The 26,414-nt window shown below is 65.9% G+C and carries 27 protein-coding genes; 16 read left to right on the forward strand and 11 right to left on the reverse strand.

The genetic code is table 11. The features are described 5' to 3' along the window. Positions 1 to 4: 4 nt before the first annotated feature. On the reverse strand, positions 5 to 1,135 hold the full coding sequence (locus tag CP958_RS04100) for a hydrogenase small subunit (protein ID WP_096700726.1): 1,131 nt from the start codon (positions 1,133 to 1,135) through the stop codon (positions 5 to 7). Between the two features lie 389 nt (positions 1,136 to 1,524). Between CP958_RS04100 and CP958_RS04105 the strand changes: the two genes are divergently transcribed. Beyond that, positions 1,525 to 1,731 carry a hypothetical protein gene (locus tag CP958_RS04105; RefSeq protein WP_141400410.1) on the forward strand — a complete coding sequence of 69 codons (207 nt, stop codon included), beginning with the start codon at positions 1,525 to 1,527 and terminating at the stop codon, positions 1,729 to 1,731. A 4-nt stretch (positions 1,732 to 1,735) separates the two neighbouring features. On the opposite strand, the gene CP958_RS04110 is transcribed toward CP958_RS04105, so the two are convergent. The 3 genes from CP958_RS04110 to CP958_RS04120 form a co-directional block, all read right to left on the reverse strand. Further along, entirely contained in the window at positions 1,736 to 2,191 is a 456-nt protein-coding gene (locus CP958_RS04110) for a hypothetical protein (protein WP_096700728.1), read from the reverse strand. An 85-nt stretch (positions 2,192 to 2,276) separates the two neighbouring features. Next, positions 2,277 to 3,488 (reverse strand): CaiB/BaiF CoA-transferase family protein, encoded by a 1,212-nt coding sequence (locus CP958_RS04115; RefSeq protein WP_096700729.1) that lies wholly within the window; start codon positions 3,486 to 3,488, stop codon positions 2,277 to 2,279. A gap of 89 nt (positions 3,489 to 3,577) precedes the next feature. Next, on the reverse strand, positions 3,578 to 4,861 hold the full coding sequence (locus CP958_RS04120) for an MFS transporter (protein ID WP_242442734.1): 1,284 nt from the start codon (positions 4,859 to 4,861) through the stop codon (positions 3,578 to 3,580). Between the two features lie 387 nt (positions 4,862 to 5,248). On the opposite strand from CP958_RS04120, the gene CP958_RS04125 reads away from it, so the two are divergent. Then, positions 5,249 to 6,616: a patatin-like phospholipase family protein gene (locus tag CP958_RS04125; RefSeq protein WP_096700731.1), complete on the forward strand. Its 1,368-nt coding sequence runs from the start codon at positions 5,249 to 5,251 to the stop codon at positions 6,614 to 6,616. A 36-nt stretch (positions 6,617 to 6,652) separates the two neighbouring features. Here CP958_RS04125 and CP958_RS04130 read toward each other — a convergent pair whose 3' ends face one another. Then, positions 6,653 to 7,993 (reverse strand): sigma-54 dependent transcriptional regulator, encoded by a 1,341-nt coding sequence (locus CP958_RS04130; protein WP_096700732.1) that lies wholly within the window; start codon positions 7,991 to 7,993, stop codon positions 6,653 to 6,655. Positions 7,994 to 8,065: 72 nt separating this feature from the next. On the opposite strand from CP958_RS04130, the gene CP958_RS04135 reads away from it, so the two are divergent. Together CP958_RS04135 and CP958_RS04140 are read left to right on the forward strand one after the other, a co-directional pair. Further along, on the forward strand, positions 8,066 to 9,856 hold the full coding sequence (locus tag CP958_RS04135) for an ATP-binding protein (RefSeq protein ID WP_141400411.1): 1,791 nt from the start codon (positions 8,066 to 8,068) through the stop codon (positions 9,854 to 9,856). Between the two features lie 156 nt (positions 9,857 to 10,012). Beyond that, positions 10,013 to 10,324 carry a septum formation initiator family protein gene (locus CP958_RS04140; RefSeq protein ID WP_242442735.1) on the forward strand — a complete coding sequence of 104 codons (312 nt, stop codon included), beginning with the start codon at positions 10,013 to 10,015 and terminating at the stop codon, positions 10,322 to 10,324. Here CP958_RS04140 and CP958_RS04145 read toward each other — a convergent pair. Next, the gene (locus tag CP958_RS04145) at positions 10,321 to 10,773 is read right to left on the reverse strand and encodes a hypothetical protein (protein WP_096700735.1); all 453 of its coding nucleotides are present in this window, start codon (positions 10,771 to 10,773) and stop codon (positions 10,321 to 10,323) included. The genes CP958_RS04140 and CP958_RS04145 overlap by 4 nt on opposite strands. Continuing rightward, on the reverse strand, positions 10,770 to 11,645 hold the full coding sequence (locus CP958_RS04150; RefSeq protein ID WP_096700736.1) for an ion channel: 876 nt from the start codon (positions 11,643 to 11,645) through the stop codon (positions 10,770 to 10,772). Before CP958_RS04150 ends, CP958_RS04145 begins: the two co-directional genes overlap by 4 nt. 119 nt (positions 11,646 to 11,764) lie before the next feature. Here CP958_RS04150 and CP958_RS04155 point away from each other — a divergent pair, with 119 nt between their 5' ends. From CP958_RS04155 to bfr (CP958_RS04170), 5 genes are all read left to right on the forward strand, one after another. After that, the gene (locus CP958_RS04155) at positions 11,765 to 12,745 is read left to right on the forward strand and encodes a bile acid:sodium symporter family protein (protein ID WP_096700737.1); all 981 of its coding nucleotides are present in this window, start codon (positions 11,765 to 11,767) and stop codon (positions 12,743 to 12,745) included. A gap of 95 nt (positions 12,746 to 12,840) precedes the next feature. Further along, complete coding sequence (locus CP958_RS26230; protein WP_170958828.1) at positions 12,841 to 13,011, forward strand: hypothetical protein; 171 nt, start codon at positions 12,841 to 12,843, stop codon at positions 13,009 to 13,011. 90 nt (positions 13,012 to 13,101) lie between these two features. Then, complete coding sequence (locus CP958_RS04160; protein ID WP_242442736.1) at positions 13,102 to 13,509, forward strand: Fur family transcriptional regulator; 408 nt, start codon at positions 13,102 to 13,104, stop codon at positions 13,507 to 13,509. Positions 13,510 to 13,610: 101 nt separating this feature from the next. Then, entirely contained in the window at positions 13,611 to 14,102 is a 492-nt protein-coding gene (bfr, locus tag CP958_RS04165) for a bacterioferritin (RefSeq protein WP_096700764.1), read from the forward strand. After that, the gene (gene bfr, locus CP958_RS04170) at positions 14,099 to 14,581 is read left to right on the forward strand and encodes a bacterioferritin (RefSeq protein WP_096700738.1); all 483 of its coding nucleotides are present in this window, start codon (positions 14,099 to 14,101) and stop codon (positions 14,579 to 14,581) included. Before bfr (CP958_RS04165) ends, bfr (CP958_RS04170) begins: the two co-directional genes overlap by 4 nt. On the opposite strand, the gene CP958_RS04175 is transcribed toward bfr (CP958_RS04170), so the two are convergent. Then, the gene (locus CP958_RS04175) at positions 14,582 to 15,838 is read right to left on the reverse strand and encodes an MFS transporter (protein WP_096700739.1); all 1,257 of its coding nucleotides are present in this window, start codon (positions 15,836 to 15,838) and stop codon (positions 14,582 to 14,584) included. It abuts the gene before it with no gap. 98 nt (positions 15,839 to 15,936) lie between these two features. On the opposite strand from CP958_RS04175, the gene gor reads away from it, so the two are divergent. Next, positions 15,937 to 17,304, forward strand: coding sequence for a glutathione-disulfide reductase (gene gor, locus CP958_RS04180; RefSeq protein ID WP_096700740.1), 1,368 nt, complete (start codon positions 15,937 to 15,939; stop codon positions 17,302 to 17,304). Further along, positions 17,297 to 18,172, forward strand: a complete 876-nt coding sequence (locus CP958_RS04185) for a radical SAM protein (RefSeq protein ID WP_096700741.1) — start codon at positions 17,297 to 17,299, stop codon at positions 18,170 to 18,172. The genes gor and CP958_RS04185 overlap by 8 nt, the downstream gene beginning before the upstream one ends. A 65-nt stretch (positions 18,173 to 18,237) precedes the next feature. Here CP958_RS04185 and CP958_RS04190 read toward each other — a convergent pair whose 3' ends face one another. Continuing rightward, positions 18,238 to 19,401 carry an amidase gene (locus CP958_RS04190; protein WP_242442737.1) on the reverse strand — a complete coding sequence of 388 codons (1,164 nt, stop codon included), beginning with the start codon at positions 19,399 to 19,401 and terminating at the stop codon, positions 18,238 to 18,240. Between the two features lie 141 nt (positions 19,402 to 19,542). Next, positions 19,543 to 21,225, reverse strand: coding sequence for an EAL domain-containing protein (locus CP958_RS04195; protein ID WP_096700743.1), 1,683 nt, complete (start codon positions 21,223 to 21,225; stop codon positions 19,543 to 19,545). A 303-nt stretch (positions 21,226 to 21,528) separates the two neighbouring features. On the opposite strand from CP958_RS04195, the gene CP958_RS04200 reads away from it, so the two are divergent. The 5 genes from CP958_RS04200 (at position 21,529) to CP958_RS04220 (ending at position 26,064) form a co-directional block, all read left to right on the forward strand. Beyond that, positions 21,529 to 22,683 carry an ABC transporter substrate-binding protein gene (locus CP958_RS04200; RefSeq protein WP_096700744.1) on the forward strand — a complete coding sequence of 385 codons (1,155 nt, stop codon included), beginning with the start codon at positions 21,529 to 21,531 and terminating at the stop codon, positions 22,681 to 22,683. 79 nt (positions 22,684 to 22,762) lie between these two features. Further along, entirely contained in the window at positions 22,763 to 23,638 is an 876-nt protein-coding gene (locus tag CP958_RS04205) for a branched-chain amino acid ABC transporter permease (RefSeq protein WP_096700745.1), read from the forward strand. A gap of 4 nt (positions 23,639 to 23,642) precedes the next feature. Beyond that, on the forward strand, positions 23,643 to 24,590 hold the full coding sequence (locus CP958_RS04210) for a branched-chain amino acid ABC transporter permease (RefSeq protein ID WP_096700746.1): 948 nt from the start codon (positions 23,643 to 23,645) through the stop codon (positions 24,588 to 24,590). Then, positions 24,587 to 25,348 carry an ABC transporter ATP-binding protein gene (locus tag CP958_RS04215; protein WP_096700747.1) on the forward strand — a complete coding sequence of 254 codons (762 nt, stop codon included), beginning with the start codon at positions 24,587 to 24,589 and terminating at the stop codon, positions 25,346 to 25,348. Before CP958_RS04210 ends, CP958_RS04215 begins: the two co-directional genes overlap by 4 nt. 11 nt (positions 25,349 to 25,359) lie before the next feature. Next, entirely contained in the window at positions 25,360 to 26,064 is a 705-nt protein-coding gene (locus tag CP958_RS04220; protein ID WP_096700765.1) for an ABC transporter ATP-binding protein, read from the forward strand. Between the two features lie 37 nt (positions 26,065 to 26,101). On the opposite strand, the gene CP958_RS26235 is transcribed toward CP958_RS04220, so the two are convergent. Then, positions 26,102 to 26,266 carry a hypothetical protein gene (locus CP958_RS26235; RefSeq protein WP_170958829.1) on the reverse strand — a complete coding sequence of 55 codons (165 nt, stop codon included), beginning with the start codon at positions 26,264 to 26,266 and terminating at the stop codon, positions 26,102 to 26,104. Between the last annotated feature and the right edge of the window lie 148 nt (positions 26,267 to 26,414).

A 26,414-nucleotide genomic window follows, 5' to 3' on the forward strand; every position in this document is an offset into this window, starting at 1 on the left:
CGGATTACCCCTGCTTTCCGGAATCCTGGCCGTCTTCTTTCTTGCCCAGATTGCCCACCAGCTTGGCGCCGGCACCGATGGCCAGGCCACCGACCGCCGCCACCGTGGCGATGGCGCCGATGGAGGCTCCGGCCCCCTGCTCCTCGACCACGCGGGGGTAGCCCACGGGCGGACGCTGGTTCTGCAGTTCGGCCAAGGCGTGGATGGGCTTGGCGAAGCCGATGCCCTTTTCCGTGCAGCCGATGCAGGGATGGCCGGTGCCCACCGGCCACGAGCCCGAACCCACGTCGTTGAACAGGATGGACGGGCAGTTGGCGTAGGTCTCGGGACCCTTGCAGCCCAGCTTGTAGAGGCAATAGCCCTTGCGATGGCCCTCGTCGCCGAATTCCAGCGCGAAGCGGCCGGCGTCGAAATGGGCGCGGCGCTCGCAATTCTCGTGGATGAGACGGGAATAGGCGAACTTGGGACGGCCCTTGTCGTCCAACGCCGGCAGCGAGCCGAAGGTCAGGAAGTGGACCACGGTGGACAGGAAGTTATAGGGATTGGGCGGGCAGCCGGGAATGGTCACCACCGGCTTGCCGGCCAGGATCTCCGGCACGCCGGTCGAACCCGTGGGGTTGGGCGGCGTCGACGGCATGCCGCCCCACGAGGCGCAGGAGCCGATGGCGATCACGGCGGCCGCGCCCTCGGCCACTTCCTTGGTGAGTTGCAGCGCGGTCTTGCCGCCCACCTTGCAGTAGATACCGCCATCCTTGACCGGAATGGCGCCTTCCACCACCAGGACGTACTTGCCCCAGTTCTTCTTCATGGCCGCTTCGCGGGCCGCTTCCACCTGATGGCCGGCGGCGGCGAACAGCGTCTCGTGGTAGTCGAGCGAAATGATCTCGAGGATCAGCTTCTCGATGGTCGGATGCTCGGCGCGGAGCATGGACTCGGTGCAGCCGGTACACTCCTGGAAGTGCAGCCAGATCACGCTGGGGCGTTCCTTGGCGGTGATGGCCTGGGCGATCTGCGCGTCGGCCCCCTTGGGCAGGCCCATGGTCGCGGCCATGGCGGCGCAGAATTTCAGGAAGTCGCGGCGTTCCAGATTGAACCGGTTCGCGATCTCGCGGGAAATTTCGGTATCGTCGTACATTGTCCCCCACCTTGGCTGGCGCGTCGGGCTGTCGGAAGTCCGGAAGGAAAGATCGCGGAGCCATGCGCGGGTCCGGGGGTCATGCCCCGGCCGTCCTGCCTCCCCGACGCCTCCCGAATCTTCTTGTTCTCGGTTGTGCGCTGCAGGTACCGCAAATGCCATGCCAACTCCAACGGGTGGGAGTGGCGGGGTAGGGTCAACACCGTAATCCAGGGGAAGTGGCGGCTGGCGCCCTATTGTGGAACGCGTCCAAGACGCGAGCAGGGCGGGTGGGTGGAAGAATAATGTCCACTAGAGGATACTTGATATCCATTATCCCATTGCCGCATTGCTTATGCGGATAGGGGTCTGTAATAAGTATGTTCATGACAAAAGTCATGGGGATGGATATGGGCAATCCGGGATACGGACCCCTCTGCGGCGAACTGGAACGGGCCTACCGCCAACTGGCGGAGTTGTCCCGTGACCGGGCCGGGGCGGAAGATGACATGCGGCTCGAGGCGGTGCGTGAACGCATCCGGCGATGCGAAGGCCGCCTGCTGGTGGTTTCGCTGGGGCAGGCGGCTCCGTGCGATATCAAGCCGGGCTGCCCCTGAGCCTTTACCACAGACGCGAGATGCGGCGGGCCCTGGCCTTGATCGCCTTGGCCTGGGCCAGCAGGGTGCGGGCCTGGGTATCCAATGCCGCCGGGTGGACTTCAGGGTCGGCGGTTTCGATAACCTCTCGTGCATTCCGCAGGGCAGCCGCCTCGGTGTCCATCGGCTCGACCAGTCGAGCCCAGGCGAGAAGCTGCATGACCAGGGCGCCCAGGGCTGCTACGCCCAATCCGTGGGACAGGCGCATTTCGATGCTGCGTCCGGGGGTAGTGCTCTGCTCGCGGTGCCACAGCACCACGGCGGAGGCCAGTACGGCGCCCTCCTCGGCGATCCGCCGCACCTGGGCGCGTTCAAATTCCGACAGGGTGTGGCGTGGCGTCTGGTCGGGGGCGGGGACGACGAGTCCGGGCGTGAAGCCGGTGTCGGCGATATCCATCAGGCACTGGCGCAGATCACCCATGGACGTCTCCTTCGGCCGGGATCATGTCCTTACCTAATCACATACCAATGGCCTATGTCTATATGTGGAAATCCGACATGGGCGATCACACCACTCCGGTATCCCTCAGCCGCGCCATCTCTTCCGCGCCCATCTCCAGCCATCCGGCCAGTATCTCGGCGGTGTCGGCGCCCAGCCTGGGCGGAGCCCGGTCGGAGACCGCCTGGGCGCCATCGAAGCGGATGGGATTGGCCACCAGATCGACGCCGCCGGCCAGGGGGTGATCGAGGCGGGTCTTGAGGCCGCGATGGATCACCTGCGGATCGGCGAACACGCCCGAGAGGTCGTTGATGGGGCCGCAGGGCACTCCGGCCTCTTCCAGGGCGGCGATCCACTGGGCGGACGGGCGCGACGCCAGCAGGCCTTCCAGGACCGGCACCAGTTGGGCGCGGTTCCGCACCCGCTCCACATTGGTGGCGTAGCGGGGATCGGTGCCCAGCTCGGGCCGCCCGGCGGTGTCGCAGAAGCGGCGGAACTGGCCGTCGTTGCCCACCGCCAGGATGATATGGCCGTCGGCGGTGGGGAAGGCCTGGTAGGGCACGATGTTGGGATGGGCGTTGCCCAGGCGCTGCGGCACCTTGCCGCCCACCAGATAATTGGCCGCCTGATTGGCCAGCACCGCCACCTGCACGTCGAGAAGGGCCAGATCGATGTGACTGCCCTGTCCGGTGCGGTCGCGGTTGGCCAGCGCCGCCAGCACGGCGAAGCCGGCATACATGCCGGTGAAGATGTCGGTCAGCGCCACCCCCACCTTCATGGGCTGGCCGCCCGGCTCGCCGGTCAGGCTCATCAGCCCGCCCATGCCCTGGATCAGGAAGTCGTAGCCGGCCCGCTGGGCGTAAGGGCCGTCCTGGCCGAAACCGGTGATGGAGCAATAGACCAGATCGGGCTTCACCGCCTTCAGCGAGGCGTAGTCGAGGCCGTATTTGGCCAGGCCGCCCACCTTGAAGTTCTCCAGCACCACGTCGGATCTGGCGGCCAGCCGGCGGACCAGGTCCTGCCCCTCGGGACGGGTGAAGTCGATGGTCACCGAGCGCTTGCCCCGGTTGGCCGACAGGAAATAGGCGCTCTCGCTGGTGTCGTCGCCGTTGCCGTCCTTGAGGAAGGGCGGGCCCCAGCCCCGCGTGTCGTCACCCTCGCCGGGCCGTTCGACCTTGATCACCTCGGCTCCCATGTCGGCCAGCAACTGACCGGCCCAAGGCCCGGCCAACACCCGGCTGAGGTCGAGAACGCGAAGATGCGATAAGGGTCGGGTCATGGGGCGGGTCCTTGCGATAAAGAAAACGGCCGGGCGATAAGGAAAAAAGCCGGCGGACCCGGAAAGAATCCGCCGGCGGACGAGGAGGGTCAATCCTTGTCGATCAGCGAGGTCTGCTTGGTGTCCTTCATGCCGACGAACAGCAGCAATCCGCACAGGCAGCAGCCGGTGACGTACCAGTAGAACCAGGTTTCGTTGCCGATGCTCTTGAACCACAGGGCGATGTACTCGGCGGTGCCGCCGAACAGCGATACGCCGATGGCGAACGGCAGGCCGACGCCCAAGGCGCGGATCTGCACCGGGAACAGCTCGGCCTTGACCACGGCGTTGATGGCGGAATAGCCCGACACGATGGTCAGCCCCGACAGCACCAGGAAGAAGGCGGTGACCGCATCGCGGGTCTGGCCCAGCGCGGTGAGGATCGGCACGGTGCACAACGTGCTCATCACGCCGAAGGCGATCAGCACGGTCCGGCGCCCCACCTTGTCGGAGATATGGCCGACCAGCGGATGCATCAGCATGTAGACGAAGGTGGCCGCCGCCGAGATCATGGTGGCGTCGTTCTTGGAGAAGCCGGCGGTGTTGACCAGGTACTTCTGCATATAGGTGGTGAAGGTATAGAAGGCGACGGTGCCGCCCATGGTCAGGCCGATGACGGTCATCACCTCGCGCGGGTGACGCATCAGGGCGCGGATGCGGCTTTCACCGACCTCTTCGCCCTTGTGGTGCTCGAAGGACTCGGTCTCGTCCATGGAACTCCGCAGGTAGATGGCGACCACCGCGCACAGCCCGCCGATGACGAAGGGAATGCGCCAGCCCCAGGCTTCCAGTTGGGCGGTGGTCAGGAACACCCGCTGCAGCGAGATCAGCACGGCCAGCGCCAGCAACTGGCCCATGATCAGGGTCACATACTGGAAGCTGGAATAGAAGCCGCGCCGGTCCTTGGTGGCGATCTCCGACAGGTAGGTGGCGGCCGAGCCGTACTCGCCGCCCAGGCTGAGGCCTTGCAGCAGCCGCGCCAGGATCAGGGCGATGGGCGCCGCCATGCCGATGCTCTGATAGCCGGGCATCACGGCGATGATCAGCGAGCCGGCGCACATCATGCTGACCGAGACCAGCAGAGCCGCCTTGCGCCCCTTGCGGTCGGCATAGGTGCCCAGCAGCCAGCCGCCCAGCGGGCGCATGAAGAAACCCAGCGCGAAGATGGCCGAGGTGTTGAGCAACTGAACGGTGGGATCGTCGCCGGGGAAGAAGTACTTGGAGAAATACAGCGCGAAGGCGGAATAGACGTACCAGTCGTAGTATTCCACCAGATTGCCCACCGAGCCCTTGAACACCATCAGGATCTTGCCCTTGGTGTCCTTGCTCTCCATGTCGTGGCTCCCGGTTGCCGGGGCTATGGTCGTATCCATGTGACTCAACGTTCGGTCCTCCCACATTGGCCCGCGACGGGCGGGCGATTTTGCGGAAGGCAAGAGCAATGGGCGGGCCAATCGGGCGATTTTACGTAACACATTGAAATTGCGTGATTGCCGCCACCCAACCCCTGGCCGGTGTCGGCGAATCTCCGCCGAACATCGCGCCGGATCGGCGGAATTCCGCCGATGATGCGGATCAATCAACTAAAAGATTTTAATTAGAGCTGTATACTCGTAACGGAGTATGTGTAATGGCATATATATTTCTTTGGGATTTTTATAGATACAGATAACGCTCTAACGGAGTCATTCTATTAAAAAAACAGCTAATGGGAGAGTTAGATGTCGGCATCCGGTGTGAACATCCTGTCCATCGACGGCGGCGCCCTCATGGGCGTGATCCCTGCGCGCATTCTTTCCTACCTGGACGGTTCGGTCGCCACGGTCACGGTGCCGCCCGACCCGGGGACCAATAATTCGTCAATCTCCATCAAGCCGGCGACCATGTCGGGCGGCGGCTCGATTCCCCAATTGCCCGGGAGTTACGCCCTCAATCAATGGTTCGAGGTGATCGGCGGGACCTCGACGGGCTCGCTGCTGGCCGCGACGCTCTCGGTCCCGACGGCGGCCGGACAGACCAATTCGGCCAATGACGCCCTGTCCTTCTACATCGGCAATGCCGGAACGATCTTCCCGCTGGTGGGCACGAGCACGCCGCTGGCGGAAACCAGCATGCTGACGTCGTTCTCGACCGCCTTCGGCAATGCTTCCCTGGCCAGCATCATCGCCGGTCTCTACGGCAATCCCGGCTGGGCCTACGCCCTGACCCGCAGCCCGGCTTCCGGATCGTCGAAAGTCCCCGGGATGGAGGATTTCACGCCGGGTCCGGTCAATCAGGGCTGCTCGACGGTGATGCATCTGTCGGATGCGCCGAACACCCTGCTGATCACCAGCTTCAACGTCAATTTTCCACCCACGCCGATGCCGACCCCCGATTACGGCATCACCGTCGGCGCCGTCATCAACAAGCAGGCGGTGACCATCGGCGCCAACACCTATCCCTCGACGCCGCCCGGCCCGCAATTGCTGACCAACACCACCCAGGTGGTCAATCCATCCTCGGCCCTGGAAAACTTGAGCGTCCTGCAGGCCTGCCTGATGAGCAGCGCCTTTCCCATGCTGCTGCCGCCGGTTCCCGCCGACCTGCAATTCACCCAGGGGGGCAGCGACGGCGGAGCGATCAACTACTTCGTCGACGGCGGCATCTATGCCGGCAGTCCGGCGCTGGCGGTCTATTTCTACTGCCTCGACAACAACATCCCCATCAACAGCTTCATCTCCGTCGGCTGCGGCTACACCTCCATCTCGACCGAGCCCCAGTACACCAGCGTCGAGCGGGCCGGCGCCCTGCCGTTCGTCGGTCGGCCCGGCTGGCTGAATTGCAACGGCGACATGCTGCTGATGACCATGCTGAAGGACGGTCCTGGCATGGGAACCGACGCATTCCTGTCCCAGGCGCTTGGTTCCAAGTTCTTCCGGCTCAATCCGCCCATCAGCGGCGGCAATCCTCCCTGGAGCAGCGCCCAGGAGGCATTGGTTACCTGGATCGAGCAGACCGACACCTACATGGCGAATCTCTGCGTCTCCGGAGCGACGCCGTCGTGGCAGACCATGCTGGGACAACTGGAGCAGGCGTCTCCGGCCTCCTGACGCCGGAGAGGGGCGGCGGGGCGACCCGCCGCCCACCTATTGCAGGAGGGCGCGGCGGTCGATGCCGTACTTGGCCATCTTCTCGTTGAGGGTGCGGCGCGGCAGGTCGAGGCGGGCCATCACCAGGGCGACGTCGCCCCTGGCCTGGCGGAGGGCCTCCTCGATACGGCGCTTCTCGAAGGCGGCGACGCTGGCCTGCAGGCTGGATTCGTCGTCCTGGGGCGGCAGGGGGGCGCCGCGCCGCAGGCCTAGCCCTAAGGCGAAGCGCTCGGCCTCGTTGCGCAGTTCCCGCACGTTGCCGGGCCAGTCACGGGCGAGCAGCGCCCGCAGGTCGTCCTCGGCCAGGGACGGCGGATTGCGTCCATGGGCGGCGGCGGCGCGGGCGGCGAAGCTTTGGAACAGCGCGACGATGTCGTCCGGCCGCTGGGCCAGGGGCGGCAGGCGGATTTCCGCTACGTGCAGGCGGTAATAGAGATCCTCGCGGAAGCGGCCCGCCCGCACCTCGTCCAGCAGGTCGGCCTTGGCGGCGGTGATCACCCGCACATCCACGGGAATGGTGCGGTTGCCGCCCAGCGGCTCGACGCATTGCTCCTGCAGTACCCGCAGCAGCTTGGCCTGGAGCGCCAGCGGCATGCTTTCCACCTCGTCGAGGAACAAGGTGCCGCCATCGGCATGCTCGATCTTGCCGGCGCGGCGCTGGGCGGCTCCGGTGAAGGCCCCGGCCTCGTGGCCGAAGAACTCGCTCTCGAACATGGTTTCGGGGATGGCGGCGCAGTTGATCGCCACGAAGGGCCTGGCGGCGCGCGGGCCGTAATCGTGCAGGCAGCGGGCCACCAGTTCCTTGCCGCAGCCGGTGTCGCCGAAGATCACCACGTTGAGCGGCAGGGCGGCCAGTTCCCGCACGTCGGCGCGGACTTTCTCCATGGCCAGCGACGGGCCGATCAGGCGGTGCGCCATGTCATCGCCGGCGCCGAGCGCGCGCAGGCGGCGGTTCTCGAGGACCAGCCGCCGCTTCTCGCAGGCGCGGCCCACCGCCTCGGCCAGACGTTCCGGCACGAAGGGCTTCTCGATGAAGTCGTAGGCGCCTTCCCGCATGGCTTCCACCGCCAGGGGAATGTCGCCGTGGCCGGTGACCAGGATCACCGGCAGGTCGGTGTCCAGGGCCTGGGCCGCCTTCAGCAGCCCCAGCCCGTCCAGGCCGCCGGGCATGCGCACGTCGCTGACAAGGATGCCGGCGAAGTCCTTGGACAGCCGGGCGAGCGCCGCCTCGGGCCGCCCCAGGACGGCCACGTCGAATCCCGCCAGTCCAAGCCATTGCTTGACGGCGATCCGCATGGGTTCCTCGTCGTCGACGAACAGAATCTGACCGGCGCTCATGCCAGGACCATAACCGAGCCGGCGCGAAAATCAAATTGCCGGGGACGCGATTCCTGTGTTTGCCTCTAGGCCATGACCCAGCCGGAAGCCCCATCGCCCGCGCCGCCCAGTCGCCCCATCTCCGGGATGCTGGTGCTGGCGGCGCTGCTGGGCGGGCTGGTGGTGGCCTGGGTCTACCAGCGGGCCCGCACCGAGGCGCTGGACGGCGCCCTGGTCGTGGGGCAGCAGCGCCTGGGCCTCTACGCCTCGACCATCCGGGCGGCGCTCGACCGCTTTTCCTACCTGCCGGCCACCATCGCCCTGGACCGCGAGGTGATCGAGGTGCTGAGCGGCAATCCCGGCCATGCCGCCGCGCTCAGCATCAAGCTGGAGACCATCAATACCAGCGCCCGCTCGGCCTCGCTCTACGTCATGAACGAACGCGGCGTGACCGTGGCGGCCAGCAACTGGCGCACCGAGACCTCGTATGTGGGCAACGACTACAGCTTCCGCCCCTATTTCACCCAGGTGATGACCACCGGGGTGGGGCGGTTCTTCGGCATCGGGGTGACCACCAAGTTGCCGGGCTATTTCCTCGCCTCGGCGGTGCGCGACGCGGCGGGCCGGATCATCGGCTCGGTGGTGGTCAAGATCGACCTGGAGACCCTGGAGGAGGATTGGGGCGGCGGCGATGGCGCGGTGATGGTCACCGACGAGGACGGCATGGTGATCCTGACCAGCCGCCCCCAATGGAAATATGCCGTCGACGGCCCGGTGACGGCGGAACTTCGCCATAAGCTCGACGTCACCCAGCGCTACGGCGCCGTTCCGCTGCATCCGCTGGGTCGGCGGGCGTTGCTGCAACTGGGCGAGGCCGCCCGGCTGGAGCGGGTCGGCGAGTCCACCTTCGTGGCCCAGGCCCAGGCCCTGGACGAGGAGGGCTGGGCCATCCACTACCTCGCCGACTGGGAGGTGATGGAAAGCAATGTGCGCTCCACCGCCGCCCTGGCCGGGCTGGGCTGGGTGGCCTTCATCCTGCTGCTGCTCTATCTGCGGCAGCGGCGTCTGGTGCTGAAGGCCAAGCTGGATGCCCGCGACACCCTGGAATTGCTGGTGGCCCAGCGCACCGAGGCGCTGAGCGCCGAGATCGTCGAGCGCCAGCGCACCGAACGTCATCTGCGCGAGACCCAGGACGAACTGATCCATGCCGGCAAGATGGCTGCGCTCGGCCAGATGTCGGCGGCCATCGCCCACGAGCTCAACCAGCCCCTGGCCGCCATCCAGACCTTCGTCGCCAGTTCCCGCATCTTCCTCGAGCGCGGCAACGCCGAAACCACCGGCACCAACCTGTCCATGATCGACGATCTGTGCCGCCGCATGGCCGATATCATCCGCCATCTGCGGGTTTTCGCCCGCAAGAGCCCGGTGGCGTCGCAGGCCATGGACCCCGCCGCCTCGGTCAGCCGCGCCGTGGCGCTGCTGGCGGTGCGGGTGCGGCAGGCCGATATCGATCTGGTCTGGACTCCGCCCCAGGGGCTGCGGGTGGCCGGCGATCCCGGACGGCTGGACCAGGTGTTCGTCAACCTGCTGGCCAACGCCATCGATGCGGTGTCCGACGCCCCGGCCCGGCGTATCCTGGTCGAAGCGGTGCCGGTGGGCGGCGAAGTGGTGATTTCCGTGGCCGACAGCGGTCCCGGCCTTTCGCCCGAGGTGGCCGACCGGGTGTTCGAGCCGTTCTTCAGCACCAAGGAGGTGGGCGAGGGCCTGGGCCTCGGCCTGTCGCTGTCCTACGGCATCATCCGCGACATGGGCGGTTCCATCCGCGCCGAGAACCGGGCGGGGGGCGGTGCGGTATTCGTCATCACCCTGCCGGCGACGGCTTGAAGATATGTCGCGGGCCCCCCAAATGTGAGTGGGTTCACATAACCTTGGAAATAGTGAGTCATTTCTGCAACACCAGTGACTCACCCGACGGAAAAGTGAACGCAGTGTGAATGCATGTGTTGACGCAATGAATCAGCATGTGATTCCATCCCCTTCATGTTGCAGGAACTTCTCAGCCGCTGTCGTCGCGTCGTCGGACCGATGATCGGGCTTGGCGCCGTGGCCTATTTCACCTACCACACCGTTGAAGGTGATCGCGGAGTGCTGGCCTATTTCCGGTTGCAGGGGGAGATCCTCGAGGCGGAGATGCACCTGTCCCGGGTGGCGTCCGAGCGGACCGAGATGGAACACCGGGTGCAGCTTCTGCGACCCGATCACCTGGACCCCGACATGCTGGAAGAGCGGGCGCGCATCATGCTCAACATGGGGCGCGAGGGCGAGGTGGTGGTGTTCGACAAGCGGCGCTAGCCGGCCTTCTTCGGCACCTTCCTGCACTTGGCCCGTCCCATGCCGGTGATCCGGCATTCGGTGGTTTGCTCCCACAGGCGGAGCACCAGGAAGATTTCCTTTTCACGGTATTCGATCAGCACGTTCTGGAACGAGGTGGTTTCCAGGATGGGTTTGCCCGTCAGGTCGCGGAACACCAGCAGCGGACAGGCCTTGACCCGGTCGCAGATGGCCACCGATTCCAGGCTGATCAGGGTGGTCCCGCGCGAGCGCCCGACGCTGAGCCGCACGGGGCGCCCCGCCGCCTTGGCCTTGGCGAAGTAGCTCCGTCCCCATCGCTCGGCGGCGGCCAGTTCCGGCGTGCTGGCGTCGTAGGCGAATTCCACGAAGATACGGTTGCCTTCAACGGTCTCGGATCGGGCGGGGAGGGCGAGCAGCAGCAGGAATACGGCGATGACGGTGCGGGTCACCGGGCGATCTCGTGGAACTTGGTCAGGTCCAGGGCGCGGCTGCCGTCGGGCAAGGTGGTGAAGACGTCGACGAAGCGGCCACCCCAGATGATCTCGTCGCAGGAATAGGCGTGGCGTGCATGGACGTTCTGGGCGAAGGCCTCGTGGTGGCCGGTGAACAGCACCAGCAATTCGGCGTGGCTGTGGCGGAGCGTCTCGTCGGTCTCGCCGTAAAGCGGGCTGTGATGGTCGATGGGGTGCATGATCGTCCATGACAGCGAGAAGATCGGCGAGTGGGAGCGGGTCAATTGCAGATCGTGGAAGCGGCGGAACATCATGCCTTCCTCGCTGATCTCGCTGCGGACCAGCACCAGATGGACGTCGGCCTCGATGATCTGCTCGATGCGCAGGTTGGCCAGCCGCATCATCAAGGTGGGCTTGCCCTCGAAGCCGGTGATCACCGTGCGGGAACTGAACAGCACCCCGGCGGTGGGGCGGGTGAAGCGGGCGTAGATCAGGCTGGCCGCCACCGCCAGACCCAGCATGCCGCACAGCGCCTCCAGGGTGACCAGGGTGTTGGCCAGCGGCCCCACCGGAATCAGGCGGCCATAGCCGATGGTCGCCATGGTCTGCACGCTGAAGAAGAAGCAATCGGTGAACGAGCCCGGCCGGGCGTTCTCGATGACGTCGCCGCAGGCCAGATAGGCCAGGGCGAACAGGGCGTTGGTCACCAGATAGATGCCGGTGATCACGGCGAAGAAGGCCGGCCAGCCGACCGTCAGCAAGTGGTGGTAATGGTCGTCCAGCCAGCCGCGCTTTTCCAGTCCCAGGCGGGCGACGTTACTCGACCCGTCGGGATTGAGGATGCGGTGCTTGGGCGTTGACCGGCTCATGCCTCCGTCATGCCAGAGCAGGGGGCAAAAGTCGACGATGGCGTGCAGGATCGTCTTGCCTCCCGGGGTATCGGTTGGGTTAGTGTCCCAACCGCCCTTTCGCCTTCCCGAGGTTCCGCGTGTTCAAGCTTCTCGCCCGCATCGGTATCGACGCCTTCCTGCTGGGGCTGGTCTCCATGGTGGGGCTGGCCTGGGTGCTGCCCGATTTCGGCAGGAGCGGCGGCTATCTCCACATGGACGCCGTCACCGTCTATGGCGTGGCGTTGGCCTTTCTGCTCTACGGCCTGACCTTGCCGCCCGAACGCATGAAGGCCGGTCTGATGAACTGGCGCCTGCATCTGGTGGTCCAGTCGTCTACCTTCGTGCTGTTTCCCGCCCTGGTCTGGGGTTCGGCCCTGGCGCTGGGCGGGCGGATCGGGCCGGAGCTGATGCTGGGCTTCTTTTTCCTGGCGGCGCTGCCGTCGACCATCTCGTCCTCGGTGGCCATGACCTCCATCGCCCGCGGCAACGTGGCCGGCGCCATCTTCAACGCCACCCTGTCCAGCCTGCTCGGCGTGGTGCTGACGCCGCTGTGGGTCAACTGGTATCTGTCCTCCACCGGCGGCACTTCGCTGGACATGGGGCGGGTGCTGCTCAAGATCGTGCTGCTGGTGCTGCTGCCCATCGTGCTGGGCCAGGTGCTGCGGCCCTGGGGGCGGGGCTGGATCGAGCGCAACACGGCGTGGCTGAAATCCCTGGACCGCATCACCATCCTGCTGATCGTCTTCAACTCCTTCTCGGATTCCGTGGCCGAGGGGGTGTGGGCCGGGCAGGGGGCCGGTTTCGTGGCCCAGGCGGTGGGCGGATCGCTGGCCCTGTTCGCCTTCGTCTTTCTTTTGCTGCGGCTGGTCTGCCGCAGCCTCGGCTTCAACCGCGAGGACGCCATCGCCGGGGTGTTCTGCGGCACCAAGAAGTCGCTGGCCACCGGGGTGCCCATGGCCAAGATCATGTTCGGCGCCTCGCCGGCCCTTGGCCTGATCATCGCGCCGATCATCCTCTATCACCTGATCCAACTGATCGCCGCCGGCATCATCGCCCGCAGATGGCAGGACGATGCTTGAGATCGAGGGGCTGACCCGTCCCGGACTGGCGCCCGCCGGTTTCCGCCTGGAAGCGGGAGAGTGCCTGGCGGTGAGCGGTCCGTCGGGAGCGGGCAATGCGGTTGGGATTGGGCGACGGGACCGGCGCCGCTCCGGTGGCGCGGCTGTCCACCGGCGAGCGCCAGCGTCTGGCCCTGCTGCGCGCCCTGGCGATGATCGCCTTTGCCGGGCACGAGGTGCCGGCCGGCTGTTCGATGCCCGCCACCGCCTGCGGCTGGACCGGCTGAGCCAGGGCGGGGCGTGACGGGCAAAAGCCCCTTGCCGGGAGAGGCATACTGGGCTAGTGATTGCGAGTAATTCGCAATAGCGAGGCTGGCGTGATCCCTTCCGAAACCGTCCTCCGCGATGCCGGGCTGCGGCCGACCCGGCAGCGGCGGGGAATGGTCGAGCTTCTGCGGACCCTGGGCTCCGGCAACGTATCGGCCGACGAGATGCACCGTCTGGCGGCGAAGGCGGGGCTGAGGCTGTCGCTGGCCACCACCTACAATATCCTCAACCAGTTCGCCAAGGCGGGGCTGGTGCGCCGCATCGATCTGGGCGAGCGGACCTGGTTCTGCACCAGCCCGGCTGGGCACCACCATTTCCTCGACCTTTCCACCGGCCGGCTGAGCGACATCCCGGGGCGCCAGCCGGTTCTCGACCATCTGCCGTCTCCCCCTCCCGGCTATGAGCTGGACGGAGTGGATATCCTGATCAGGATAAGGCCGGAACGGATTCGCGAATAAGTCTTAGAAGTATGGCGATATCTTTGATTTTAAATGAAAAAACTTGATAACCCATCCCGCCCTCTCCATCATCCCTCCAACGGTTGAAGGAGGGCAAGGCCATGCAGGGCAGTAAGAAGGTCATCGATTGTCTCAACAAGTTGCTGTCGGCGGAACTGACCGCCGCCGACCAGTACTTCGCCCATTCGCGGATGATGGCCAATTGGGGCTTCCACCGCCTCTACGAGCGCATCGCCCATGAGCGCGAGGAGGAGTTGGAGCATGCCGACAAGCTGATCCGCCGCATCCTGTTCCTGGAAGGCACGCCCGACGTGGGCAAGCGCGGCAAGCTGCACATCGGCAAGGATGTGGCCGAGATGCTGAAGAACGACCTGGCCTACGAACTGATGGTGGTGGACGAACTGCGCGCCGCCATCGCCCTGGTGGAGAAGGAGCAGGATTACGAGACCCGCGCCATTCTGCGCGAACTGCTGTCCGACACCGAGGAGGACCACACCCACTGGCTGGAGCAGCAGGTGGGCCTGATCGAACGTCTGGGCCTGCAGAACTATCTGCAATCGGCGGCCGGCAACCTGACCGGGGGGGCGGCATGAAGGGCGACAAGGCCGTCAACAAGGCCCTCAACGAGGTCCTGAAGGTCCAGCTGACCGCCATCAACCAGTTCTTCCTGCATGCCCGCATGCTGAGGAACTGGGGGCTGAAGGATCTGGGCAAGGCCGTCTACCGGCTGTCCATCGAGGAGATGAAACACGCCGACGAGGTGATCGAGCGCATCTTGTTCCTCGAGGGCCTGCCCAACCTGCAGGACCTGGGCAAGCTCTATATCGGCGAGGACGTACCCGAGATCATCGCCAACGATCTCGCCATGATGGTCAGGGAGCGTGCCGCCCTGGTCTCGGCCATCGCGCTCTGTGAGGAGAAGCAGGATTTCGTCAGCCGTCACGAGCTGTCGGAAATCCTGGAGGAGGCGGAGGAGGCCATCGACTGGCTGGAAAACCAGCAGGGCCTGATCGCCGCCATGGGCCTGCCCAACTACCTGCAATCGGCCATGGGGGAACTGGCCGGGGACTGATCACATCTTCCTGGGGTTGGGCAGGAAGGCCGCGCCGGCAAAGCCCAACCCCGCCACCACCGCCGCCATGGCGAAGGCGCCGGAAAAGCTGCCCCAGGCATCGGCCATGCGCCCGGCCACCGCCGGGCCGACGATCTGGCCCAGGGCGAAGATCAGGGTGACGGTCCCGAAGGCGGATGCCGCCTGTTCCGGCCCGAAGTAGTCGCCCACCGCCGCCGCCATGATGGACGGGATGGCCCACACCACCAGCCCGAACAGGACGATGGAGGCGTAGAGGAACGGCTCGGGCAGGGGAGCCGCCACCAGCACGTAGGCGGTGGCCTGGAAGGCGAAGACGATCATCAGTCCGGCGCGGCGCCCGATTTTGTCGGACAGGCCGCCGAACACCGGCCCCGAGGCCAGGGACAGGAAGCCGATCCACGACCAGAACATGCCGGCGGTGGATTCGGGAAAGCCGCGCTCCTGCACCAGGGCGGTGACGATGAACGTGGCATAGATGACATAGGTGAAGCCGAAGGCGGCATAGACCGCCCCCAGATGGGCCAGGATGCGCCGCTTGGCCGCCGGAGTGGGGGCGGCGGCGCAGACCGGGGCCGGAGTGCCGGGCGGGCCGGCGGGGCCGATCACCGGCGACAGGCCCAACTCGGACGGATGATTGCGCAGCACCATGAGGTCGATCAGGGCGGCGCCCAGCACCATCAGGCCGATCACCAGCCACGACAGGCGCCAGCCCTCGGCTCCGACCATGGCGTTGATGGCCGGCACCAGGGCGCCGACGGTCATGATGGCGACACCCGAGCCGATCACCACGAAGCCGGCGGCGCGGCCGCGCACCTTGCGGCCGAACCAGTGGGCGATCAGCCCCATCACCGGGACATTGGCGGCGCCGCTGCCGAAGCCGGTCAGCACGTAGAGGGCCAGCACCTGGCCGAACCCCTCGGCGCGCGATACCACCATCATGGACAGCCCCACCAGGGCAAGGCCGCCGACCACGGTGCGCCGCGCCCCCCAGCGGCCGACCATGGGGCCGACCACCAGCACGGCGGCCATGTAGCCCACGAAGTTGCCGGTGGATATCCAGCCCATCTGGCTGCGGGACAGGTCCAGCGACAGGCCCATGGAGGGCAGCAGCATGCCCAGCGCGAGGCGGCCCAGCCCCAGGCAGGCGAAGATGCCGACACAGCCGGCGGCGACCACCGCCCAACCGTAATGGAAGGGCAGGCGGCGGATGAGGGGATGCTCGGAGGTGTCCGACATTGTTGTCCTGGTAACCAATTTCCTGGCACCTTGGCATGGCCGTTCCGGCATGCCAAGTTGATTGCGACGCCCGTACCGCCCGTGACCGAGGACTCCTGATGCCCGCCTATGATTTCGACCTGATCACCCTGGGGGCCGGTTCCGGCGGCGTGCGGGCCAGCCGCATGGCGGCGCAGGCGGGCCGCAAGGTGGCGGTGGTGGAGGAGAGCCGGCTGGGCGGCACCTGCGTCATGCGCGGCTGCGTGCCCAAGAAGCTGCTGGTCTATGGCGCCAAATTCGCCGAGGAACTGACCGATTCGCTGGGCTTCGGCTGGAGCATGGAGGGCGCCGATTTCGACTGGGCGCGCCTCGTCAGCGCCAAGAACGAGGAATTGCAGCGCCTGGAGGGCGTCTACGGCCGCCTGCTCAAGGAGTCCGGCGTCACGGTGGTGGAGGGCCGGGGGACCCTGCTCAACGCCCATGCCGTGCAGGTGGGACTCAAGGTCTTTACCGCCGAGACCATCCTGATCGCCACCGGTGGGCGGCCCTCGCTGCCCGAGGTACCGGGCATCGAGCACGCCGTGACCTCCAACGAGGCGCTGGACCTGATGCAATTGCCCGAGCGGGTGGTGATCGTCGGCGGCGGCTATATCGCGGTGGAATTCGCCGGTATCTTCAATGCGCTTGGCGTCGGCGTCACCCAGGTGCTGCGCGGCGATACCTTGCTGCGCGGTTTCGACGCCGACATCCGCGTCACCCTGGCCGAGGAGATGGTCAAGAAGGGCGTCGATCTGCGCACCACCACCCAGGTCCGCGCCATCCAGCGGCGCGGTCACGGTTACGGCGTCGAACTGTCCGACGGCCAGACCGTCGAGGCAGACCTGGTCATGTACGCCACCGGTCGTGTCCCCAACACCGAGGGGTTGGGGCTGGAGCAGGCCGGAATCGTGCTCAATTCCAAGGGCGCCGTCATGGTCGACGCCCTGTCGCGCACCTCGGTCCGCAACATCTGGGCGGTGGGCGACGTCACCGACCGGGTCAATCTCACTCCCGTCGCCATCAACGAGGCCATGGCCTTCGTGCGGACCGCCTTCCTCGGCCAGGCCACCGCCATGGATTACGAGAATATCCCCTCGGCGGTGTTCTCCATGCCGCCGGTGGGCACGGTGGGCCTCACCGAGGCCGAGGCGGCCAAGCGCTATGGCGTCGTCGACGTCTACCTGTCGCGCTTCAAGCCCATGCGCAACCTTCTGGCCGGGCGCGACGAGCGCTCCATGATGAAGCTGGTGGTCGACCGCGCCACCGACCGGGTGCTGGGCCTTCACATGGTGGGCGCCGATGCCCCGGAAATCGTCCAGGGCTTCGCCGTGGCGCTGAAATGCGGCGCCACCAAGGCCCAGTTCGACGCCACCGTCGGCATTCACCCCACGGCGGCCGAGGAATTCGTCACCATGCGCGAAAAGCGTCCGGAGAACGGTCGTGCTTGACTACGATTTCCCCCTGTGGCGGCCGCCGTCCGAGGGCGACAACCTGATCATCCAGGCGACGCTGGGCTGCCGCTACAATCAGTGCAGCTTCTGCTCCATGTACAAGACCAAGGCCTACCGGGCGCGCAGCCTGGAAGAGGTCTTCGCCGACATCGACGCGGCGGCGGGCGAGTGGCCCGATGCCCACCGGGTGTTCCTGGCCGACGGCGACGCCTATTGCCTGCCCACCGGGACGCTGGTGGCCATCTGCGACCATCTGGCGCTCCGCTTTCCGGCGCTGCAGCGCATCTCCGCCTACGCCACTCCCTTCGACATCCTGGGCAAGAGCGCCGAGGATATCGCGCTCTTGAAGTCCAGGCGGCTGGGGCTGGTCTATCTTGGCATCGAGACCGGCTCGGATAGCCTGCTGAAGCGCATCGCCAAGGGCTCGGCCAGACAGATGGAGGCGGCACTCGCCAAGGCGCGGGAATGCGGCCTCAAGGTCTCGGCCACGGTGATCCTGGGCCTGGGCGGCAAGACCGGCTGGCAGGACCACATGGAGGGCACCGCCGAACTGGTCAACCGGGCGCCGCCCACCTATCTCTCCACCTTGCAGCTGGGCCTGGAGACCAACGTGGCGCCGCGCTTCTTCGAGCGTTTCGGCGAGGAATTCCAGTGGCAGGACGACCGGGGCGTGCTGGCGGAGCTGCGCCACCTGCTGCAACGCCTCGACCCGCCGGCCCCGGTGATCTTCCGCTCCAACCACGCCAGCAACGCGCTGGCCCTGGCCGGCAATCTGCCCAAGGACAAGGGCAAGCTGCTGGCCCGCATCGACGCCGCCCTGGACGAGGGCGCCGGGGTGCGGCCGAGGTGGATTCGGGGATTCTAGATCAACAGGCTGGAGGGGGAGGCCGAGCCTCCCCACCGGGGTTCGGGGCGGAAGCCCCGAAGGACTCAAGCCTTGCCGATCCGCTGCGCCGCCGCCAGCAGCATGGCGTCGGAGCCGCGCGGGCCGATCAGTGACAGGCCGACCGGCAGACCGCCCACCGTGCACAGCGGCAGGCTGATCTGCGGGCAGCCGGCCATGCCTGCGATGGTGGTCAGGCTGACGATGCGGTGGCGGATTTCCCACATTACCGAGCGGGGCGAGTGAACCGGCGGCGCGGTCACCGGGGTGGTGGGCAGCACCAGCACGGCATTGCCCTCCAGCGCCTCCTGCACCCAGCGCTTGGCGCGCAGGCGGAAGCCACGGGCCGCCGACAGGGTGCGCTGCGATACTCGGGAGCCGCGCAGGAAATTGTCCGCCACCTCGAAGCCGAAGCGGGGATTGGAATTGTTGATCCACTCGCCGAAACGGTCCCAGGCCTCGCGGCCCTGGATGGCGTTCTGGTGCTCGACCCAGTCGGCCAGCGGCACCGGCGAGACCTTGCGGCCGCGCACGATGGGGGCGACGGCGTCCTTGATACGGGGCAGGACGGCCTCGATGGCGGCGGCGACGGCCGGGTCCGAGGCTTCCATGGCGTCTTCCAGCACCACCACCTGGGCGGGGCGGACGTCCTTGATCTTCTTGCGCAGCAGCGCCTCGCCCATCCTGGCGAGGATTTCCGGGTCGTCGGCCAGCAGGCCGACGGTGTCGAAGGTGTTGGACTGGCTCAGCACCCCGTCCATGGGGATGACCCCCAGTGTCGGGCGCAGGCCGAACACGCCGCAGAACGAGGCCGGCACGCGGGTCGAGCCGGCGGTGTCGGTGCCGAGCGCCATGGAACACAGCCCGCCGGCCACGGCCGCCGCCGAACCGCTGCTTGATCCGCCGGGCACGTGGCCGGGGGCGCGGGGATTGTCGGGGGTACCGTAATGGGAATTGTCGCCGAAGATACCGCGGGTCAGCTCATCGGTGTGGGTCTTGCCCACCAGCCGGGCGCCGGATTCCAGCAGGGTGCTGACGGCCCAGGCGGTGTGCTTGGCCGGCTCGGCCAGACGGCGCCAGTCGGGATTGCCCGCCCCGGTGACATAGCCGGCGACGTCGAAGACGTCCTTGGCGGCGAAGGTCAGTCCGGCCAGCGGACCGGTCGGGACACCATCAAGATAGACGTCACCGCCCAGAGCGAACGCGTTCAACGGATCATGCATATCGGAAGGCCCCCACTGCGTCGCCGCGATTACGGCATGTAGGGAAAAATACCAGATCACCGGGCCGGGTCCAGTCCCTTGGCGGCATTGCCGGGCTGCTTGGTGAACAGGGCTGGGGGAAGGGGGGGCCTATTCCGCCGCCGAGGACTCGGCCACCTTGAGGTGATCCTTGTAGTATTTGATCTTGCGGGCCGCGTCCAAGGCGGGTGGCGCGAAGAAATGGCCCTGGGCGTATTCGATGCCCACATCCTTGAGGATGTTCAGCATCTGGCTGTCCTCGATGCACTCGCCGATGGCGGTCATGCCCAGTTCGTGGGTCAGGCTGACCATGGCGCGCAGCACCGAGCGGCCGCGCTTCTCGCGCGCGTCGAAGAGGTAGTCGCGGTCGATCTTGACGTAATCGGCGGGCAAAATCTTCAAGATGTCGAAGGCCGCCCCGCCCGAGCCGAAATCGTCCAGCGACAGGCGCACGCCCAGGCGCTTGATGCGGGCCAGCAGGCGCCGTGCCTCGTCCAGGTTATAGATCCGGGCGGCGTCGGTGATTTCCAGGACCAGACGGGCCAGAACCGGCTTGTTCTCCTCCAGGATCTTGACCAGCGAGTGATAGAAGGCGGGATTGCCCAGCGAGGTGCCCGACACGTTGACGGCGATGCTGGCCAGGGAGGAAATCTCGGCTCCCGCCTTCATGGCGTTCATGGCCTTCCTCACCGCCATCAGATCGAACTCGCCGATGACGCCCACGTCGGTGGCGAAAGGAATGATCTGCGACGGCGCGAAGAAGCCCTTGTCGTGGGCGATGCGGCCGAACGCCTCGTAGGCCAGCACCGTGCCGGTCGAGACGTTGACCATGGGCTGGAAGAAGAAGGCCAGCTTGTCGCTGCGGATCATCTTGCGGAAATTGCGCACCCGCACCAGGGTGTCTTCCACCGCCACCTTGGCGCCTTCGGCCAGGGACTTGACGGCGAACTTGGCGCTGTCGCGCACGAAGCCGTTGATGATGAAGGTCAGCGCCTTGCCCAGATCATCCTCGGACATGGCGGAATCGTCCATCTCCAGCGAGGCGCTGTGCATCTTGAGGGATGCGCCCTTGACCTTGCCGCTGAACTGCCGGAACACCTCGTTGACCTTGTCGTGCACGTCGCCCGAACTGACGGATTGGTCGTGGACCAGGCCGAAGGCGCGGTCGTTGAGCGCCCCGGCCGAGGACTGGCGGACCGAACAGCCCTCCAGGGCGTGGTGCAGCGTGGTGAAGAAGCTCTGCAGCAGGGCCGGTTCGGTGCCCCCGAACCTGGAGGCCGACAGGTCGAACATGGTCAGCGTGTAGTCCTCGCCCAGGCGGTTGGCCTCGTTCAGGCGCTGGCGCACCATGTCGACGAAGCGCACCCGGGGATCGGCGGTCTGGCCCGACTGGTCGTTCTCGCTGGTGGCCAGCGGCGAGATGCGCGACAGCACCAGATGGTAGCCGGACGGAAACTGGGGCAGCTTGATGCCGGCCATGCGCATGCGCGACACGGCGCCTGACGGGCCGACCATGGACAGCGGCGTGTGGTCCAGGCGCCCGGAATTGCGCAGCCGCTGGATGGCGTCGGTGAATTTGTCCTTGTCGCGGGGAAAGATGAATTCGGCCAGCGGCCGACCAAGCAGCTCGGCGTCCGAGATGCCGTAAAGCGCCTCGCCCGCCCCGGCCGAGTAGGTGACGACATCCTCGTCGTCCATCTCCAGCAACAGGTCGGCGCCGGCGAAGGCGAAGGCGATGAAGCGGTCGCGTTGCAGCTTCAGCTTTTCAACAAGAGACGTGTCCCCGCTTCCCATAGCCTTTCCGACCTCCGAAGATTCGTCGTTCCAGGTACTATTCCCCCAGAGATAAGTTACAAAATGCTACATATCGTTTCAAGGTGATTACGCATTTCGGCCAGAGAGACATACCTCCGGTCGGATGGGGGGCGGACCTCCGGTCAGGGAGCGGCGGCAGATTGCCGGGATTTCGTCAATAAGTAATCCGGTACCCAAATGCGTAATTTTTTCGTGGCGTAATGCATTGCTCTCGGGTTAAATAGCTCTTTAGATAGGCTACGCGGCGGAACAAGCCGTGAGCTGCTTCTGGGAGGAAAATGAATGCGTAACCTCATGAAATGGGGCGCGGCGGCTGTCGTCGTCGCCGGTTGCTCCACCTACGCCGGTCTGGCCAACGCCGCCGATCCCATCAAGATCGGTTCGATCCTGTCGGTCACCGGTCCGGCCTCCTTCCTGGGCGAGCCCGAGAAGAAGACCCTGGAAATGTATGTCGAGCGCATCAACAAGGAAGGCGGCGTCCAGGGCCGCAAGATCGAGCTGGTCGTCTATGACGACGGCGGCGCCGGCGAGAAGGCTTCCACCTTCACCAAGCGCCTGATCGAAAGCGACAAGGTCGATCTGCTGATCGGCGGTTCCACCACCGCGACCACCATGGCCGCCGTGCCGCTGGCCGAGCGCAACGAGGTGCCGTTCATCTCGCTGGCCGGCGCCGTGGTCATCGTCGAGCCGGTGAAGAAGTGGGTGTTCAAGACTCCCCACACCGACAAGATGGCCGCCGAGAAGGTGTTCTCGGACATGAAGAAGCGTGGCATCACCAAGATCGGCATGATCTCGGAGGATGCGGGCTTCGGCAAGTCGGGCCATGACCAGTCGCTGGCCGTGGTGAAGAGCTTCGGCATCGAAGTGGTCGCCGACGAGATCTACTCGCCGAAGGACCCCGACGTCACCGCCCAGCTCACCAAGATCAAGAACGCCGCCGGCGTCCAGGCGGTGTTCAACTTCGGCTTTGGCCAGGGTCCGGCCATCGTCACCAAGAACTTCAAGCAGCTGGGCATCGCGCTGCCGCTGTACCAGTCCCATGGTGTCGCTTCCAAGGACTACATCAAGCTGGCCGGTGACGCGGCCGAGGGTGTCCGCCTGCCGGCCGCCGGCATCGTGGTGCCCGACCAGCTTCCCGCTTCCGATCCGCAGAAGCCGGTGGTGACCGCCTTCAAGAAGGATTACGAGACGGCGTTCAAGTCCGACGTCTCGACCTTCGCCGGTCATGCCTATGACGGTCTGCAGATCGCCCTCGCCGCCATCAACCGCGCCAAGTCCACCGACAAGGCCAAGGTGCGTGACGAGATCGAGAAGACTTCGGGTTATGTGGGTACCGGTGGCCTGGTCTCCATGAGCCCCGCCGACCACATGGGCCTGTCGCCGTCGGCTTTCCACATGTTGGAAATCCGCAAGGGCGATTGGGTGCTGATCGACTGATCCGACGGTTGGCCGGCGGTTCCGTTCCCCTTACCGGGACGGACCGCCGGGTGACCTCGCCGAGGGAGTTGGGGGAAGCATGTTCGCCGCATTCCTGCAGTATCTGTTTTCCGGGCTGACGTCGGGCGCCATCTATGCGCTGGCCGGTCTCGGGTTCGCCATCATCTACAACGCCAGCCACGTGATCAATTTCGCCCAGGGCGAGTTCATCATGGTCGGCGGCATGGCGACCGCCACCATGGTGGCGGCCGGTGTGCCGATCTATCTGGCCATTCCCTTGGCCATGGTCGCCTCCATGCTGGTGGGCGTCGCCATGGAGAAGTTCGCGGTCGAACCGGCGCGCAACGCCGACGTGGTCACCATCATCATCATCACCATCGGCGCCTCCATCTTCCTGCGCGGCGCCGCCCAGATCATCTGGGACAAGGAATTCCATTCCCTGCCGGCCTTCTCGGGCGAGACGCCCATCGCCGTGCTGGGCGCCACCCTGATGCCCCAGAGCCTGTGGGTGTTCGGCATCTCGGCCGTCGCCATCGCGCTGCTCTGGTACTTCTTCAACCGCACCATGTTCGGTAAGGCCATGCTGGGCACCTCGCACAACCGTCTGGCCGCCCAGTTGGTGGGCGTGGCGGTGAAGAAGGTGCTGCTGGCCAGCTTCGCCCTGTCGGCCCTGCTGGGCGCGGTGGGCGGCATCGTGGTCACCCCCATCACCTTCACCAATTACGAGGCGGGCATTATGCTGGGCCTCAAGGGCTTCTCGGCCGCGGTGCTGGGCGGTCTGGGCAACGGCACGGGCGCCATCGTCGGCGGCCTGATCGTCGGTATCGCCGAGGCCATGGCGTCGGGCTATCTGTCGTCGGCCTACAAGGACGCCATCGCCTTCATCATCATTCTCTTCGTTCTGTTCTTCATGCCCAGCGGCCTGTTCGGCAAGCGCGGCACGGATCGGGTGTGACGCCATGAACCTCATGACAGCACGAACCGGCGGGTTGGCGATCCTGGCGGTGATCATCACCGTCGCCCCCCTCGGCTTTTCCAACAGCTACTTCTATGACGTCGGCGTCAACGCCATGTTCAACGCCATCGTCTGCGTCGGGCTGAATCTGCTGATCGGCTATGCCGGCCAGATCAGCCTGGGGCATGCCGGTTTCTTCGCGCTGGGCGCCTATGGCAGCGGCATCCTGACCGAGCGCTACGGCGTGCCGGCCATCGGCGCCCTGGTACTGTCAGCCGCGGTGGTGGGAATCCTGGCCTTCGCGGTGGCGCGTCCCATCCTCAAGCTCAAGGGCCACTACCTGGCCATGGCGACGCTCGGCATCGGCATCATCATCCACATCGTGCTCAAGACCGAAGCCGGCATCACCGGCGGTCCCGACGGCATGAGCCTGGGCAATTTCAAGATGCTCGGCCTCACCATCAAGGGCGACCAGATGTGGTACTGGGTGACCGGCTTCCTGCTGGTGCTCGCGGTGTGGCTGTCGCTCAACCTGATCGAATCGCCGGTGGGCCGTGCCCTCCGGGCCGTGCACGGCTCCGAGGTGGGTGCCGAGGTGGTCGGCGTCGACACGTCGAGCTACAAGGTGCTGGTCTTCGTGGTCTCGGCGGTGTTCGCCTCCGTCGTCGGCTCGCTGTTCGCCCATAAGAACGGCTTCATCACGCCCGATATCGCCAGCTTCTTCCACTCGGTGGAGCTGGTGACCATGGTGGTGCTGGGCGGCATGGCCTCCATCTACGGCGCGCTGATCGGCGCGGTGATCCTGACCCTGCTGCCGCAGGTACTGGCGGCGGTCGAGCAGTACGAGGCCATGATCCTCGGCGCCATCATGATGGGCACCATGATCTTCATGCCCAAGGGCCTGCTGCCCAGCCTGCTGAACAGCCTCAAGCGCCGGGGAGGCGGAAAATGAGCCTTCTCAAGGTTGAAAAGCTCTCCAAGGAATTCGGCGGCGTCCACGCGGTCGAGGACCTGACCTTCTCGGTCGAGGCGGGGCACATCCACTCCATCATCGGCCCCAACGGCGCCGGCAAGACCACCCTGTTCAACCTGATCACCGGGGTCTACACCCCCAGCTCGGGCCGGGTGCTGTTCCAGGACCGTCTGGTGTCGGGCATGAAGCCCTATGAGCTGGCGGCGCTGGGCATGAGCCGTACGTTCCAGAACCTGCAGATCTTCTTCAACATGCAGGCCATCGAGAACGTCATGGTCGGCCATCACCTGCATCTGGACCGGCGTTTCCTGCCGTCGCTGCTGCGTCTGCCCAAGGTGACGCGCCGCGACCGGGAATGCCGCGATTACTGCGCCGGGTTGATGGAGTTCGTCGGCCTCGCCAAGTATGTGGATGCCGATGCCGCCTCCATGCCCTATGGCGCCCTGAAGCGCCTGGAGATCGCCCGCGCCCTGGCGGCCCAGCCCAAGATGCTGCTGCTCGACGAGCCGGCGGCGGGCCTGAACGCCACCGAAAGCCGCGAGATCGACGAGGTCATCAAGAAGGTGGCCTCCACCGGCGTCACCGTGGTCCTGGTGGAGCACGACATGAAGATGGTGATGGGCATTTCCGACCAGATCACGGCTCTGGATTACGGGCGTAAGCTGGCCGAGGGCACGCCCTCCGAGGTGCGCGCCAATCCCGAGGTGGTCAGCGCCTATCTCGGCACGCACGGGTGAGGGACATGGGAATGCTGCTCGAAATCTCCGGCCTGACCAGCCATTACGGTCGTATCCAGGCCCTCAAGGGCATCGACGTCCAGGTCGCCGAGGGCGAGCTGGTGGCCCTGGTCGGCGCCAACGGCGCCGGCAAGACCACCTTGCTGCGTTGCATCTCGGGCGTTCAGCCGGTCACCGGCGGAACCATCAAGTTCGCCGGCCAGGACATCACCAAGATGGCGCCTGAAAAGCGGGTGGGCCTCGGCATCAGCCAGTCGCCCGAAGGCCGCCAGGTGTTCGGCCCCATGTCGGTGGAGGATAATCTGCGCCTCGGCGCCTATCGCCGCCACGGTCCGGACATCAAGGCCGACATGGACCGCATGTACGAGATGTTCCCCATCCTGCACAAGAAGCGGGATTTGCCGGCCGGCACTCTGTCGGGCGGTCAGCAGCAGATGCTGGCCATTGCCCGCGCCCTGATGGCCAATCCGCGCGTGCTGCTGCTCGACGAGCCCAGCATGGGGCTGGCGCCGCTGCTGGTGGCGGAGATCTTCCGCACCATCCAGGCGCTGAAGGATCAGGGGACCACCATCTTCCTGGTGGAGCAGAACGCCTATGCCGCCCTGGCCATCGCCGATCGCGGCTATGTGCTGGAAACCGGCGCCGTGGTTCTGACCGACCAGGGCTCGCGCCTGCTGAACGATGACAAGGTGAAGGAAGCCTATCTGGGGCTGTGACGGCGCCCCCGCTCAGGCTTGGAGCGAATGATCGCCGTCAGCGTCCGCTGGCGGCGATTTGCTTTTGCATCGGACCGAGTTCGTAAAGGCCGACCGCCGGAGAGAACAGGACCGCGATAGCCAGGGCGCCCAGGCCGACAACGCCGAGCGCAATCCAGTTACGCACATTGGTGTCGTTCGAGTCGGTCATGGAATTGGACATAATTACAAGCCTCTACGTATTTTTGCCTACCCAAAGGAAGTATCAACCTATCCTGAAGGAGTAGCTACCGCATTCCGCACCGCAAAATCCAGCAAAATCGACCGGATATAGGCAAAGCCACCCATGTGGATTTTGCAATGCAACGTGA

It is taken from the genome of Magnetospirillum sp. 15-1 (assembly GCF_900184795.1).
GTDB lineage: Bacteria > Pseudomonadota > Alphaproteobacteria > Rhodospirillales > Magnetospirillaceae > Phaeospirillum.

Excerpts from the sequence above, each read along its gene's own strand:
- CP958_RS04140 (WP_242442735.1), top strand. The coding sequence starts at position 10,013 with ATGTTGCAGGAACTTCTCAGCCGCTGTCGTCGCGTCGTCGGACCGATG.
- gor (WP_096700740.1), top strand. The coding sequence starts at position 15,937 with ATGCCCGCCTATGATTTCGACCTGATCACCCTGGGGGCCGGTTCCGGC.
- CP958_RS04175 (WP_096700739.1), bottom strand. The coding sequence starts at position 15,838 with ATGTCGGACACCTCCGAGCATCCCCTCATCCGCCGCCTGCCCTTCCAT.
- CP958_RS04215 (WP_096700747.1), top strand. The coding sequence starts at position 24,587 with ATGAGCCTTCTCAAGGTTGAAAAGCTCTCCAAGGAATTCGGCGGCGTC.
- CP958_RS04205 (WP_096700745.1), top strand. The coding sequence starts at position 22,763 with ATGTTCGCCGCATTCCTGCAGTATCTGTTTTCCGGGCTGACGTCGGGC.
- CP958_RS04125 (WP_096700731.1), top strand. The coding sequence starts at position 5,249 with ATGTCGGCATCCGGTGTGAACATCCTGTCCATCGACGGCGGCGCCCTC.
- CP958_RS04115 (WP_096700729.1), bottom strand. The coding sequence starts at position 3,488 with ATGACCCGACCCTTATCGCATCTTCGCGTTCTCGACCTCAGCCGGGTG.
- CP958_RS04100 (WP_096700726.1), bottom strand. The coding sequence starts at position 1,135 with ATGTACGACGATACCGAAATTTCCCGCGAGATCGCGAACCGGTTCAAT.
- CP958_RS26230 (WP_170958828.1), top strand. The coding sequence starts at position 12,841 with ATGCGGTTGGGATTGGGCGACGGGACCGGCGCCGCTCCGGTGGCGCGG.
- CP958_RS26235 (WP_170958829.1), bottom strand. The coding sequence starts at position 26,266 with ATGTCCAATTCCATGACCGACTCGAACGACACCAATGTGCGTAACTGG.
- CP958_RS04220 (WP_096700765.1), top strand. The coding sequence starts at position 25,360 with ATGCTGCTCGAAATCTCCGGCCTGACCAGCCATTACGGTCGTATCCAG.
- CP958_RS04135 (WP_141400411.1), top strand. The coding sequence starts at position 8,066 with ATGACCCAGCCGGAAGCCCCATCGCCCGCGCCGCCCAGTCGCCCCATC.
- CP958_RS04110 (WP_096700728.1), bottom strand. The coding sequence starts at position 2,191 with ATGGGTGATCTGCGCCAGTGCCTGATGGATATCGCCGACACCGGCTTC.
- CP958_RS04150 (WP_096700736.1), bottom strand. The coding sequence starts at position 11,645 with ATGAGCCGGTCAACGCCCAAGCACCGCATCCTCAATCCCGACGGGTCG.
- CP958_RS04130 (WP_096700732.1), bottom strand. The coding sequence starts at position 7,993 with ATGAGCGCCGGTCAGATTCTGTTCGTCGACGACGAGGAACCCATGCGG.
- CP958_RS04105 (WP_141400410.1), top strand. The coding sequence starts at position 1,525 with ATGGGCAATCCGGGATACGGACCCCTCTGCGGCGAACTGGAACGGGCC.
- bfr (WP_096700764.1), top strand. The coding sequence starts at position 13,611 with ATGCAGGGCAGTAAGAAGGTCATCGATTGTCTCAACAAGTTGCTGTCG.
- bfr (WP_096700738.1), top strand. The coding sequence starts at position 14,099 with ATGAAGGGCGACAAGGCCGTCAACAAGGCCCTCAACGAGGTCCTGAAG.
- CP958_RS04210 (WP_096700746.1), top strand. The coding sequence starts at position 23,643 with ATGAACCTCATGACAGCACGAACCGGCGGGTTGGCGATCCTGGCGGTG.
- CP958_RS04120 (WP_242442734.1), bottom strand. The coding sequence starts at position 4,861 with ATGGAGAGCAAGGACACCAAGGGCAAGATCCTGATGGTGTTCAAGGGC.
- CP958_RS04200 (WP_096700744.1), top strand. The coding sequence starts at position 21,529 with ATGCGTAACCTCATGAAATGGGGCGCGGCGGCTGTCGTCGTCGCCGGT.
- CP958_RS04195 (WP_096700743.1), bottom strand. The coding sequence starts at position 21,225 with ATGGGAAGCGGGGACACGTCTCTTGTTGAAAAGCTGAAGCTGCAACGC.